Genomic DNA, 14,196 nt, shown 5'->3' with positions numbered 1-14,196 from the left:
CGCCCCGCAGGTTTCGCTCGTTCGCGCGCACAGAACTTTTCGGAGGAATCTCTTATACCACAAAAACCGGCAAACGGCTGCCGCACTCACGCGGGAAGCCCTCTGCCGGTCGTCGGAACATGAAGCACAAATGCGGAATGTTCGCTTGCGGAATCGGGCAAATGTCACCCTGCCCGACTGTCTTATTGTTTCATCTGACGGATCTCATTCAGAATCTCGATGTCATCGGCCAGAACACGCATATTGGTCACCTGCATTTCCTCGCCGGGCCTCTGAATTGTCATCTCGATGACGGTTCCCTCCGGAACGCCCCGTCCCTGCTGAAGCTGAATAAACTGAACTACTTTCGGATGATTGTTCTGAAATCTGCGGAACAGTCCAGCCGCCTTAAACATATCTGCCGGATTCATTCCCATGATCAGACCTCCCCCTCCGGACCGTCAAATCCGAAGGAAATTGCTCCGTCATTCAGGTCCTCGTAAATTTCACGCGCCTTCTCGGAAGAATCTTTATATTTCTCCGCGATCTCCTTCGCTTCCTTCAGAGAAGTGTTGTCCGGCTGGTCCTTGGCCTCATCGAAGAACCGTCCCTGGTGGAACAGCGCCTCCGCCAGATCCGGCATGTACTTTTCATCGTTGTTCGCGCACGCACGGATCAGTGTGACTTCATTCGTAAAGCAGACTTCTGCCTGATCCAGACGGTCCACGTCCCAGGCGATCTGACCGAGCTCATAGAAATTCTTCGCAGACTCGATCTGTGCTTCCGCACCCGGAAGTCCGTGATAGAGTGTCGCTGCGGTGCGGTATCCGTTGATCGCATCCTGCACACGGTTCTGCGCCTTTGCCTCTGCCGCATCTGCCGCAGCCTTGGCTGCTGCTTCCTTCTGACGGCCGGATGCATCGTCGCGGACGGTCTTCATCAGACCGAACAGGCCGCGGCAGAGTTCGCTGTCCGCTTCTCTGCGCTCGCAGATCTCCCACGCGGTGTTCCAGGAAGTCTGCGCGTCCTGCGCATTTCCGGCAAACCGGTAAGCATTGAACAGGTTGAAGTTAGCCTGCGCGCATCTCGGCTCAAAAATCTGTTTCTGGGAATCATCGATCGCCATCAGCTTCTGATCGGCCTCAACCGCCGTCCGAAGGATTCCGATCGCCTCCTGGAACTTTTTGTCATGATTGTAGATCACGCCCAGGGAGTTGCCCATCGCGCCGAGACGGATCAGAATTTCGCGGTTCTCCGGATCCCCTTCCTGAAGCTTGCGGAGATCGGCAATTCCTCTCTCATAGGCAATGCAGGCCTCTGCCTGCTGTCCGCTTCTGCCGTACATCTGTCCGATATTTCCGTTTGTATCGGCGGTCACCTGAAGGAGTGTTTTCTGTTTCTCGGCCGTCTGCCACTCCTCATCCTTCTTCAGATCCTCATATATCTTCATCGCCGCGTCAAACTCTTTGAGCGCGGACTCGAAAAGCTGCATGTTTTTCTTCTCACCGGAAGCCTCACCGGACTTTTCTTTCTCCAGCGCCGCAAAATCGACCTGATTCATGAAAAGAATGCCCTTATTGTTGTGCGCGCCGGCAATTTCGATGGAACGGTTCGGCGCATCCGGTGCCTTGGAGAGTTCTTCCAGCGACTGAATCGCGGAATCGTACATCTCGATCGCATTGCGGAAGCGGTTCTGACGGAGCAGAACGGTTCCCATCTCATTGTAGCTTGCCGGAAGCATGCCGAGGAATTTATCTCGGTTGGAGGTGGTCAGCTTGACCTGAATCATCAGCGCACGGCTGAGTGCCGCCTCTGCCTTTTTCAGATCATTTTCTCTTCCCGCCTTCACGCCTTCCTGAAACAGTGCGCCGGAAATCGCCGCCAGATCTTCCTGCTTTTCCTCCGGAATCGGAAGTCGGGCATTGGTTCTTGCGACAACCTGACTCAGGCCGGCGATCATCTTGTCTGCGCCTTCCTTCGGCAGGAACCAGAGCTGAATTCCCTTCTGCTGTTTCTTTGCAAGTCCCTGCATCAGTTCCTTGAGTTCCGACTCGGAAACCTGATCCTGACGGCAGAGCATGATGACAAACATCGCGCTGAAGTGGGCATACTGCTGCAGAATCGCATTCTGCATCTTCTTGACCTGATAGCGGCCGTCGCCGTCCTTGCTCAGGCTTCCCGGATATTTGGAAACGACGAACTCGAAATCGAACATTCCGTAGATACTGTTCATGTTGTTGGCGAAATCGATCAGACGGCGGATATTCGGATCCGTCTCTTCCTGACCGGCCGGAACACTGCTGCCTTCCGGTTCCACCAGATACACGTTAAATGTCGTCTTCATCGGTGCAGCGGCACCGGCGGACGAGTCCGCCTTATTCTTGTTTTCCTCGCTCATGAGTATAACTCCTGTCTTTTTATGAATTCCGCAGCCATCGCTGCAGTTTCGTTCTTATTGATAAAGATACCCGAATACGAATTATACCACAGACCGATGTTGTCCGACAACTGTCACCTTTGGACAGATCTGCAAACAGCTCAAACGGACGGGTTCAGAAACTTTTCATTGAACACCACAGCCAGCGCTCCGATAAAACGGATTCTGCCGCTGAGTTCCGAGTGCACCAGAAAGCCGTCGCGGTACTGTGCATCATTTTCCCGGTATGCCTGCACAAAATGTTCGCGGAAATACGGGATCTCAAACATATCCCCATAATAGATCACATTGTCCGGGGCAAGAACCGTCGCCGCATTGGCGATATTTCTTGTAAAACATTCCAGTACCCGGTCGAAAACACGGTAAAGCGCCGGATCATCCGCCGCCGACCACTCCCGGATCGATGTCTCGGTGATTTTTCCGGTATCTCCGCCGCACCATCTCCATAATTCCGGCATGGATTCTTTCGTGAACGCCGCTTTCACCTGCTCCGTAATCCCGGCTGCGGAAACCAGCGTTTCCAGACAGCCTCTCTTCCCGCAGGTGCAGAGTTTTCCGTTTTTATCCGCAACCACATGACCGAGTTCCGAAGCCCGTCCCTTCCGGTTGTCATAGATTTCGCTGTCGATGGCGATCGCTGATCCCACGCCGGGGCCCCATTTGACAAACAGAAGATTGTCCGCCTGCCGTCCCACGCCGAAGGTCAGTTCCGCTTCCGCGAACGCCTTGACGTTGTTCTCCACAATCACCGGAACGTCCAGCAGTTTTTCCAGAATCCGGCGGACCGGAACCTCATCCTTCCACACACGGATGGCGAGAATGCTTGTGCCGTCCTTTCTGCGGACCGCACCGGGAATGGACACGCCGACGCCGAGAATGTGTTCCGACCCTGCCTTTTTCAGGAGTTTTTTCAGTTCCTGCGCGCATCGGGCAAGAAAAATCTCCGGCGGCACACCGTCGTCCGTGGCAATCACGGTTCCGCATATAAGCGTTCCGCGAAGTGTGGATACTGACAGAAAGGTTTCGCCGCCCTCGATGGTTATTCCGCCGATGGCTGCATATGTTTCATCGATTCCGACCAGAATCTTTTTTCTTCCGACCCGCTTCTCCTCGTTCATCTCCCCCATCTCCCGAAGAATTCCCTCCTTCAGGAGATCGCCGCAGATCTGCGTGACCGCGGCAGGTGTAAGGCCGAGTTCCCCCGCAATATCCTTGCGTGCCATCGACCCGCGATTGTTCAGAAGACGCAGGATTTCTGTCCGGTTTGAATTCTTAAGATTGTTAAGGTTCATTCCAGCATATTCCACGGTCTTATCTCCCCTCTGCCATAACATACTTAATATTGGGAAACGATGTTTAAAACGTTTCCACGGCCGGATTTTCGATGCGAAGCATCCATTTCCTTTGAAAATCCGTGCCGTCTGCTGAAACCTCTAAGAAAACAATGATATAATCAGTATTATTTTAGTATAACGCAAAAGGCGGACACCGGTCCATGGCGAAAAACCGATGTCCGTCACCGATCTCTGTCATCTCATTCCGGCAGAGCTCAACTGCGCTTTAAGTCCGCCTGCGGACTTTGTTCTTTTTCAGAATCGGCAGACCCGGATTCCGAGCATATGCCCCAGAATCTCCAGTTCCTCCGCACATTTTCCGTAAATCACCGCATAATGCGGTTCCCAGCCTTCCAGTACGGCGTTCTCGACCAGTTCCCGGCACCGGCTTTCCGTCTTCACGACGATGGATGTGCCGCTGAACTGCTTCGGCTTGTCCATCACCGATCCCTCAGCGATAAAGAAGCGGAACGAGCCGTTCTCATCTCTTCCGACGCGGAAGATGGTTGCCGCGTCCGCCTTCTCACAGCCGAATTCCATCGTCGGTCCGAGTTTTCGGTTCGGATGAACACCGACTTCCGCCCCGGTATCCTTTCTCGCCAGATCGCAGGACGCCATGCCGCAGTGCCAGAACGTGACGCTGTTCTCCGACTCGTCAAGCGAAACAGGATCACCGAAGAAGCAGGAATTGCCGGTAAGGCTCCGGCCGATGAACATGGACAGTGCCCCGTAGGTATCAGACTCACAGCTCGCACAGACGCCCATTGCATTCAGAAGCGACAGCACCATGCAGACCGGCGTGCCGAATTCCGTGAAGAAGTCCGGCCAGCATCTCGACGATACCGCTCCGACGTGGTTCTCCGTGACATAATCTTTGTACGCCTTGTAAAGCCGGGCAAAGTCCTTCACATTCTTTTCCGGCGTCTTTTCCAGACCGGTCACCTGCTTTCTCGCCTCCTCGAGATACGGCGCACATTCCTCATCCGTGTAACGAAGCGCTTTTCCGATCAGCTCCCGGGACTCGATGGATTCCAGAACGGCACCGAACACCGACATCATGTCCGCATCCAGCGCACGGCCGAAACCGAACCCCTGCGGTGTATGGCCGATGGACACCAGCTTCAGTCCCTGCAGTTCCTTTTTCGTCTTTGCCGCGCGTACCACCGCGGACACTTTGTTCTCCACTTCCCTCTCATCCGGCGCGCCGAAAATGTACTCGAACGGACGGTCTTTTCGAAATGCGCGGATGGCATTGCCGGCAGAGAATGCACCGGTCAGTGAGTTCAGGCGGAGACGCCCTCCGTCGATCACCGGTTCCCGAAGTGTCCACAAAAGAATCGGACAGCGGAACCGGCGAAGAATCTCGCTCGCGTACGCCGCATTTGCAAAAGTAATATTCTGGAGAATGATCAGATCCGGATCGATGTCGTCCAGAAACCGGTTCAGAAGATCGATGGAGAGAAGCATTTCGTCCGGAACCCGAATCTCCGGATCGATGCGCCGCAGCAGCGCGATTGATTGTTCAAACTGTTCCTGTGCACTCTCCAAATGAAATGTTCCGACTCCGATCGGAACGTATGCTGCCTGAAAGCTCATTGTCTTATTCCTCGCATTCCCTTCAGATCAGGCTTTCCGCCCGGTCTGTCTCTTTGGTGTTCATTTCCTGATGAATTTTTTCGATCTCCCCCGCCTGTGCGGCATTCAACGCTTCCACTTTCTTGTTGATGCGGATCATCGAAGCGACCAGAATGACCGTGATAATCAGAATGATCAGGGAAATCGGTCTCTTGAAAAAGATCAGATAATCCCTGTCATACGACATCATGGATGTCACAAAATTTGTCTCCATGATCTTGGCAAGAATCAGTCCCAAAAGCATCGGAATCGCGTCAATCTGAAGAATCTTCAAAAGATAGCTAAATACCAGAAGTGCGGCGCAGAAGGCCATCTCCTTAAAGTTTCCGGTACCGGCAAATGCTCCCGCAAAACAGAACAGCATGATCGCCGGTGCAAGATAGGTGTAGCGCACCTGGACAACCTTTGCGACAAGTCTTGTCATCACCTTTCCGAGAGGATACAGGAAGAGATTCGCCACAAGACATCCCACAATGATGGTGTACGCCTGCGGCGCCTGTTTCGTAAACATATTCGGTCCCGGCTGCAGGCCGTGAAGAATGAATGCGCCGAGAAGAAGCGCCGTTACGCCGTCTCCCGGAATACCCATGGTCAGAAGCGGGATCATCGCCGATCCGACCACCGCATTGTTCGAAGACTCCGCCGCAGCGATGCCCTCAAGGCTTCCTTTTCCGAACCGTTCCGGATGCTTCGACGTCTGTTTTACCTGATTGTAGCAGAGAAACTGCGCCACTCCGCCGCCGACACCCGGCATCGCGCCGATAAAGGACGCGATCAGCGTAGAGAGCGTGCACGCCGGAAGGATCGACTTCATTTCCCCCGCGGTCAGACCTCTCTTGTCAATCTTTGTCGCCGAGCCCATGTCTCCGCCGGTCACCTTGTATTCCGACAGCTTCTCACAGACCTGCTTCAGCGCAACCAGCGCGATCATCGCCGGAAGCATATCGATGCCGAACTGAAGAACCGGGATGCCGAATGTGAATCGCGCAACACCGGTCACCGCATCGACGCCGACGCTGGCGAGGAGAATTCCGAACAGTCCTGACAGAATTCCCTTCGGAAGGGAATTGCCGCTGACGCCCGCCAGAAGTGAAATACCGAGCACCGCCATGGAAAAATATTCCACCGAGGTGAATTTATTGACAAACTGTGCGATAGGCGCAGAGAGAAGGAGAAGCAGCGCCGCTCCGATAATTCCGCCGAATGAGGAGGCGAACAGCGAAGTGTCCAGCGCCTGCAGTACTCTTCCCTTCTTCGCCAGCGGATATCCGTCAAACGTCGTCGCAATCGCCGAGTTGGTTCCGGGCGTATTCAGTGTGATCGCACTGATCGATCCTCCGTACATTCCGCCCACGTATACTGCCAGAAGCGAAATGATCGCGGTGGACGGATCCTTGATGCTGTAGGTCAGCGGCAGAAACAAAATGATGCCGAGCGTTACGGAAAGCCCCGGAATGCATCCGATGACCATTCCAAGAAGCATTCCGCCGAAAATGACCGCAATATTCTGGATCGTGAAGACGGCAAGAAACGCCTGCGACACATAATCAAAATAGCTCATGTTCTATCCCCTTTCCGTCACTTGAGAAAACTGAGAAGTCCTGCCGGAAGAGAAACATGGAACACATTCAGGAACAGCCAGTAAACAAAGAAGACAAACAGAATCGTGTAAATATAGATAAACGGCTTGCGCTCTCCCTCATACCACTGTATGAAGCAGAAAGCGAGAATGCCTGCCGGAACGAATCCGATCATGCTGGTTCCGATCACGAACAGAACCAGAACGGCAATGAGGACAAGCTCGTGTTTTTCATTGTTCCAATCAAATTCATAGATATGTTCTTTGTGAAAAACCAGACTCTGGATCAGTAAAATAACACTGCAGATCAGAATGCCCACAAGGCAGATTCCGGGAATAATTCTCGGACTCGGGGCGCCCGAATCCCACATCGGAAGACGTACCTGAGTCGGCATGATCAGGAGCATGACGATGGAAAAGATTCCCATCACAAGTCCCGCGGTGAGGTTCGTTTTAATTTTGAACTTCATGTGTCTTTCCCTCTTTCAAAAGCAGATTTTTTCTATCGGACGGAACACCGAAACGAGGCGAACTACGCTTCTCGGTTTTCTCTCGTCATCGCGGTGCCGCCAAGTCCGCGCCCAGGCACGGACTTGGGCCGGCTAACACGCAGATCAGGCCCCGGCCTTTCCGGAAGAATGGACCGGGGCCTGTTGGTTTTACGGATTTTTTCCTGGATTCCCCGCATCGCAGTCGCTCCGTATGCGCTGCGAAGGACGGGCAGCGAAATTACTTTCCGCTGAGCTGCTTGAACGCCTCTACTGCCTTCTTGCAGGCATCCTCATAGTGCTGAACATCTTCCTCACCGTATACTTCATACTTGTTCAGAAGGATGGAGCTGATGAACTGGGAATACTCGTCGGAAGCCCAGACATCCTTCGCAACCTGGATCATCGCATCCTCCCATTCCTTGGAAGCGCCCTTTCTGACTGCCAGAGAGCCGCCTGCCGCGAGAATGGAACCGGTGTAATCCTTGGAAGCATCCAGCTCCTTTGCCTTGGTGTCGCCGGCTACCGTCGGAACCGCGAGATCTCCCTTCGGTCCCTTGAAGCCCTTGAACTCACGATCGGAGAATGCAAGAATCGGTACCAGATTGCCCGCTTCCACGTCTTCCTGCGCCGCCTGAGTCGTTCCGACAAATACGTCAACCTCGCCGTCGGTAAGTCCCTTCTTCTGAGCCGCACCGCCGTCATACGGAACAACCATTACCTTTCCGCCTTCCTGTGCGAGAAGAGAGCCGAGTGCCAGATGCGGATCGGACAGCGGATTTCCGCCGGACATCTTGATGCCGCCGTTCTTGGACTTATCGAGAATGGTCTCGAGAGTCTGATCCGGTGTGGTGTAGAGAATCCATGTTCTGTCATCGATGGTTGCGATCGGACGGATTTCATTGCGGTCGAAATCAACCACTTCTGTCTGATACTGCTTTCCAAGGTCATGACGGTAGGCAACGCCGTAACCGTATACCAGAAGATCGGTTGTGTTCACATCCTCCTGAGAAAATGCGGTTGCCGCCGCAAATCCGTCACCACCGGTCTGCTGCTCCACGATAAAGTTGTATTCCGGATGAAGTTTGGTCGCTACTTCCGCATACTTTCTGCCGATGATATCCGCAGTACCGCCTACGCCGTAGGGGCAGATGATCTTAACGGTTTTTCCGCTTCCCGCTGCCGCCGCTTCTTTGGACTCCTCTTTGGACTCCGCAGCCGCCGTTGTCTCCGCTGCTTTGGACTCCACAGCCGCGGTTGTCGTCTTGCTTCCCGCAGAAGATCCGCAAGCTGCAAGTGCCGCTGTCATCGCCGCTGCCATAACTCCTGCCAAAACCTGTTTTTTCATAGTTCCTTTTCCTCCTCTAATGTGTGTTTTACTATCATTTCCCTGTGTTCCGCCGCCGTTATCCATTCGGCAGAGCAATCATTTCAGAAGCAGTGTCACGCCTGAGACCGCAAGAAGAAGATAGGTCAGGATCATGAACACCTGCTGACTCATCCGGTGATACAGGATGCTTCCGATCTTCATCGCAGCCAACAGAAACGGAACCGCGATCAGCAGTGTGCCGATCAGTCCCGGATTCCAGTATCCGCTCCGGATATCATCGATCAGTACGATGGAGTTGAGGACGATCCACACGGTGGAAATCGTCGCCCGGAACGAATTCTTGTCCGGAAGCTTTCTGGTCAGATAACTGATCAGAAGCGGTCCGCCGGAGACAAAGATTCCGTGGACAATGCCGGCGAGCGGAAGAATCAGATAGAGCAGCGGATGATCCGGCCGCATCGGATTCTTCTTTCCCCGGATCCGGCCGATCAGGCCCTGAAGACCCAGAATGATCACAAACACGCCGAGTGCCCGAATGAGAAACTGTTCTCTCCCGGCAAATAATCCCTTGATATAGATTCCAAGGAAAATGCCGGCTGCCATGATCAGAACAATCGTCCTCACTTCTTTCCACTGAACCTGTTTTTTCTGTTCCAGAAAGACATAGACGCCGCTCAAAAGACCCAGCACATTGAGAACCGGTTTCGCCACCGGGTATCCGACCAGCATCAGACTGAACGGCATGGCCAGAATCGTACCGGCAAATCCGGTGATGCCCTGCATGATATTGGCAAGCAGGATCACAGTGAAAAATAATAAATAATTTAATACAGGCATAACGTACCATCAGGCTCCATACGTTCCGCGGATTTTCTCAAACAGATCCGCGTATTTCGAACGTTTCCGGTAGAACACCGGCGGAAAGCCGAGTTCTGCGCCTACCACATTGTTTCCCTTTCCGTATTCTCTGCCGGTCCAGAGATGAATCCATTCATCGTCCGGAAGATAGACGTCCCATTCTTTCCGTCCTTCCTTCCAGACCGGCGCCGCAAGGAGATCCCGTCCGAGAAGATACTCGAACTGTTCGGTATAACACCTCTCATCCCCCTCATAGTGGAGAAACAGCGCCCGCTGAACCGGCAATCCTTTTTCATGGTTTTCGCGGACCGCCTCCGTGACGTAAGGCGACAGCATCCGGAAAATCCCGGTCAGTCTCGCCATCCGCCGGATTCCGTCCTCGTCATCATAAAACTGATAACAGTCATCCGGCCGGTTTCCCTCATGCGTTCGCATAACCGGCGTGAACGCCGCCATTTCCGCCCAGCGGAAGAACACTTCCTTCGTCCGCACATTGCCGAACAGAGATGTATATCCCCCGATGTCACTGTGATGAAGACCCATTCCGGTCATGCCGCAGCTGAGCGCCGCCGCGATCACCGTGCAGAGACCGTCATGTCTGGAAAAGTCAACCGACTGATCTCCGGCCCACATCAGGGTGTTGTATTTCTGGCTTCCGGTTCCCCCCGCCCGCATGAAATAGACGATCTTCCCGAGGTTCCCGGTCTCTTTTACCGCCTCATAGTTGCATTTTGCCCACAGCATCGGCCACCGGTTGTGCTCGATCATCGCCGGCTTTCCGCTTGCGAGGACAATGTCGTCGGTCGGAAGATATTCTCCGAAATCCGCCATCCAGCCGTCGATTCCGATGCCGATAGAATATGTTTCGATGATCCCTTTGAACCAGTCAAAGGCCTCCGGATTCGTCAGATCAACCACGCCGCAGTCAAATTCACCGAAATCGACCAGATAGAACGATCCGTCGGACTTTCTGGCAAAATATCCTTTTTCCATTCCTTCCCGGAACAGCATACCGTCCTTCACCAGATACGGATTCACATATCCGAGGAACCGGATTCCTTCGCGGTGGAGTTCCCGGATCCGCTCCGGAAGATCTCCGTACATCTGCGGGTGGTAATGCCAATCCCACTGGAGCCGTTTTCCGAACGTGGTCACGCGCTTTCCGCACCAGTCCTGACACCAGACGCCCGCGAGTCCGACTCCGCCGGAACGGACTTTCTCCGCAATCCCGAAGCTCCGCTCGCTGCCGCCCTGGACTCCAAGTATCAGTCCGTGACGGGTCCATTCCGGCAGTTCCGGCTGTCTTCCGAGAAATGCCGTCTCTTTTTTCAGAAGTTCCGGAAAACTGTCCGCCGACTCGATCCGGATCGAAGCGGGCACTTCCCAGATCTGAAGTTCATGATACTCCGGACTCCGGAAATCAAAATCCGCATACGCTGTCGTCTCCGCGTGAAGATAATATTTCCGCGAAGAGACAAAGGTCGTTTCGGGAAAACTTGTGTTGTAATAATCTCCCCCTGCCCGGTTTTCCACATCGCTCCGCCAGGTTACATACGTCGTCTTGTCACGGCCGACTCCCGTCTCTCCGGTCCACAGCGGAAAATGTCTCCCGCGAAGATCAAAATACGAAAGCTGTTCGCCGCATCCGTAGACATGTTCTCCCGGCTCGGCTGCCAAACGGATCCAGAACCGGTTGATCTCCGGATTCCTGCTCCGGAACCGGATCACGGAACAGTCGTTGTCCGCCTCGATTCTCCCCTCGATCTGTCCCCCGAAATCCAGAATCAGAGCCCCGTCTTTTTCTTCCGAATGCAGAATCGGAAGTGCGACTCTCTCTTCCACCCGATCTTCGATCTTAAAATTTCCGCGGTACATTTCCACCTGTTCCGTTCCGTGTCCCGCGAAAATCATCGGTTTCTCATCGGACGCCTCCAAAAGAACCTTTCCGTGATCGGTCAGGCGAAAGGTACTTCCTTTTGCAAAGATCTCCATTTATACCTCCGTCCGTCAGTATTTCAGTTCCCTGTTCGGCCCGATCACTCCGCCGACTGCCCCCTGCTTCATCAGCGGTTCCCGTTCCGGATGAGCGATAACCCATTTGTTCTTCTGGAGAAGAAGCTGTCCCTCTTCATCCACCGGAATCTCTTTTTCGAGCGGTGTGTTTGTACCTTTCGGAAGAATCACCACGCCGCGGAACCCCTCATCCGTCACTCTGCACGGAGACAGATGCAGCGTCGTCTGATACATCTCAATCGCGGTTCCCTTCGGAACAAAGAAAACCTGCACCTTTTCCGCATCATAGGTATTGTTTTCGATATCCCACACATGCCCGAGACAGAGCATAAAATCCGTCACGGCGATGTTGATCTCGCTTCCCTTGTGATACTCAAATCCGTTCAATGTGGTGTTGCGGCCGTTGCAGTAGCCGATCTCGATCGGCATACCGCCGTAGATCAGGTTCTTCACCCTGTCTGCCACGGAAAACGTTTCCATCTCCTCCACCGATGCCACATAGACATTGCCGTTTTCCGGAATCGGTGTTTTGTGTTCCATATAGTCGGTGATCTCCGAGAAATCATATCCCCGGATCACTCTCCCGTAGGTTCTGAATGCCTCGCGGTCCAGAACCGACCGGATCACCACGTCATTGACTTCATTCAAATGTTCCAGTATTCCCATCGCTCAGGCCTTCTCACTTCGAATCACTTTGACGGTTGCAGAGAAATCTTCTTTGCCGAATCCCATCTCCATCGCCTTCTCGTAGACGCGGACCACGTTCATCTCGCCCGGCATCGGAAGACCTTTTTCCTCGGCAAGTTTTTTGCAGATGTGAACGTCCTTGTTCATATTTTCGATGGAAAATGCGGTCGTGAAGTCATTTTTCTCGATGACATCCTTTTTGCTGTCGAGATAGAAGTTCTGTCCGCCTCCATAGGAGATTGCGGTCGCAAAGGTCTGAATGTCGATTCCACATACCGCCGCAAGATTGGACACTTCATTTACGCCATTCTGGATCTGGCCGACCAGCGCGTTATGAAGAATCTTCATCGTAATACCGGTTCCGTTCTTTCCCATACGGATCACATTTTCACCCATGTAGGAGAGAACCGGTTTGACGGAATCGTAAAGCTCCTCGTCACAGCCGACATAGATTCCGAGTTTTCCCGCGATCGCCGCCGGTTTGGACTTAACCACCGGAGCATCGGCAAACTGCGCACCGGTCTTCTTGACCATCTCCGCAATCTCCACGGAAACACCGGGATCAATGGTACTCATATCGATGCAGATCTTACCTTTGCCGAGTTTCGGAAGAATCTCCGTATAAACCGCTTTCGAGTGCTCCGACTTCGGAACCATGGAAATGATTACGTCCGACTTCTCCGCCAGATCCGCATTGCTTTCGCAGGCTACCGCACCCTCGGCGGCAAGCTGGTTCACCTTTTCCGGAACCATGTCATAGCAATACACCGTATCATCATGTTTCTTTACAATATTCGCACACATGGACTCGCCCATGATTCCGAGTCCGATAAATCCGATCTTCATGTCTTTTGCCCTCCCGTCCCGGACAGCTGAATCGCTTCGACTGTCTGAGACGTTATTCAAATTCTGAAAGGTTACGGTTCCGAAGGATTCCTTCTCACTCCGTGGCGGTATGATCCCAGGCATCACAGAATGTTCCGAGCCCCTGCGTCGTATATGCGTGATGCTGTGCTGCCTTGTACACCGCAAGACCTGCCGTCACAATGTCCGCTCCGGCAACCGCGCAGTCCACGATCTGCTTCGGGGAACGGATCGCCGCACAGATGATCTGTGTCTTTCCGTACCAGCCGTAGTTTTTATAGATATCCACAATGTCCTTGATATAGCGCTTGCAGTCCTCGCCGTTATCCTCTTTCCATCCGATGAACGGGGAAACAAAAAGGGAACCTGCTTTTCCGGCAAAGATCGCCTGCGCCGGAGCAAAGACAAGGGTCAGATTGGTCCGGATGCCCTTTTTCTCCAGTTTTCTGGCCGCCTCGATTCCGAACTCGGTTGCCGGAATCTTGATCGCAAAGTTCTGGGAAATCGCCGCATATTTTTCCGCTTCCGCTACAATCGCATCTGCCGTATCAAGATGCGGGTTGACCTCGATGGAAACCGGGAACTTGTCGATTCCATCCAGACCGTTCTGCCGGATCCACTCGGCGATGTCTTTGATCGCCGTAACAAACGGTTTTCCGCTCAGCATGATGTGTTTCGGATTGGTCGTAACACCATCAATTCCGAACGTCTTATACGCATAATCGATCTCGTCTAACTTTGCGCTGTCCAGATAAAACTTCATTTCCCTACATCCTCCTAAATGTTTAATTAAGTATATTAACTAATAACTTGTAAAAAAATCCGGTCACCTGACCGCTATCTGAAGTATATAGTAGTTATGTATATAAGTCAAACCTTTCTGTCGTGAAATATAGTACAAATGCACATGACTTATTTTGTGTAATCTGCCGTTTTTGTTTTTTTATGTATCTTTTGCACATTTCATACTTCTTTTGTAAGTTTTGTATCGT

12 protein-coding genes are annotated in these 14,196 nt (G+C 53.0%); all 12 read right to left on the bottom strand.

All coding sequences use genetic code 11. From position 1 onward, the window contains the following. Positions 1 to 182 precede the first annotated feature (182 nt). Positions 183 to 416: a hypothetical protein gene (locus BMW41_RS02295; protein WP_081843968.1), complete on the bottom strand. Its 234-nt coding sequence runs from the start codon at positions 414 to 416 to the stop codon at positions 183 to 185. A gap of 2 nt (positions 417 to 418) precedes the next feature. Next, positions 419 to 2,377, bottom strand: coding sequence for a tetratricopeptide repeat protein (locus BMW41_RS02290; protein ID WP_074648498.1), 1,959 nt, complete (start codon positions 2,375 to 2,377; stop codon positions 419 to 421). A 140-nt stretch (positions 2,378 to 2,517) separates the two neighbouring features. Further along, the gene (locus BMW41_RS02285) at positions 2,518 to 3,708 is read right to left on the bottom strand and encodes an ROK family transcriptional regulator (RefSeq protein WP_207646861.1); all 1,191 of its coding nucleotides are present in this window, start codon (positions 3,706 to 3,708) and stop codon (positions 2,518 to 2,520) included. Between the two features lie 297 nt (positions 3,709 to 4,005). After that, positions 4,006 to 5,346 carry a fucose isomerase gene (locus tag BMW41_RS02280; RefSeq protein ID WP_074648494.1) on the bottom strand — a complete coding sequence of 447 codons (1,341 nt, stop codon included), beginning with the start codon at positions 5,344 to 5,346 and terminating at the stop codon, positions 4,006 to 4,008. 22 nt (positions 5,347 to 5,368) lie between these two features. Next, the gene (locus BMW41_RS02275; protein WP_074648492.1) at positions 5,369 to 6,946 is read right to left on the bottom strand and encodes a tripartite tricarboxylate transporter permease; all 1,578 of its coding nucleotides are present in this window, start codon (positions 6,944 to 6,946) and stop codon (positions 5,369 to 5,371) included. A gap of 17 nt (positions 6,947 to 6,963) precedes the next feature. Continuing rightward, positions 6,964 to 7,434 (bottom strand): tripartite tricarboxylate transporter TctB family protein, encoded by a 471-nt coding sequence (locus BMW41_RS02270; RefSeq protein WP_074648490.1) that lies wholly within the window; start codon positions 7,432 to 7,434, stop codon positions 6,964 to 6,966. A 259-nt stretch (positions 7,435 to 7,693) separates the two neighbouring features. After that, complete coding sequence (locus BMW41_RS02265) at positions 7,694 to 8,800, bottom strand: type 2 periplasmic-binding domain-containing protein (protein ID WP_074648489.1); 1,107 nt, start codon at positions 8,798 to 8,800, stop codon at positions 7,694 to 7,696. A 78-nt stretch (positions 8,801 to 8,878) separates the two neighbouring features. Further along, complete coding sequence (locus BMW41_RS02260; RefSeq protein ID WP_031471408.1) at positions 8,879 to 9,619, bottom strand: sulfite exporter TauE/SafE family protein; 741 nt, start codon at positions 9,617 to 9,619, stop codon at positions 8,879 to 8,881. Positions 9,620 to 9,628: 9 nt separating this feature from the next. After that, complete coding sequence (locus BMW41_RS02255; RefSeq protein ID WP_074648487.1) at positions 9,629 to 11,632, bottom strand: alpha-glucosidase; 2,004 nt, start codon at positions 11,630 to 11,632, stop codon at positions 9,629 to 9,631. Positions 11,633 to 11,647: 15 nt separating this feature from the next. After that, positions 11,648 to 12,319, bottom strand: coding sequence for a DUF4867 family protein (locus BMW41_RS02250; protein WP_074648486.1), 672 nt, complete (start codon positions 12,317 to 12,319; stop codon positions 11,648 to 11,650). 3 nt (positions 12,320 to 12,322) lie between these two features. Beyond that, a complete protein-coding gene (locus tag BMW41_RS02245) occupies positions 12,323 to 13,309 on the bottom strand; it encodes an NAD(P)-dependent oxidoreductase (RefSeq protein ID WP_083378739.1) in 987 nt (328 codons plus the stop codon). Next, positions 13,281 to 13,967, bottom strand: coding sequence for a transaldolase family protein (locus tag BMW41_RS02240; RefSeq protein ID WP_031471404.1), 687 nt, complete (start codon positions 13,965 to 13,967; stop codon positions 13,281 to 13,283). Before BMW41_RS02240 ends, BMW41_RS02245 begins: the two co-directional genes overlap by 29 nt. Between the last annotated feature and the right edge of the window lie 229 nt (positions 13,968 to 14,196).

This window comes from [Clostridium] aminophilum, assembly GCF_900101295.1.
Classification (GTDB): Bacteria; Bacillota; Clostridia; order Lachnospirales; family Lachnospiraceae; genus Clostridium_R; species Clostridium_R aminophilum_A.
This window is presented reverse-complemented; position numbering and strand designations above follow the sequence as displayed.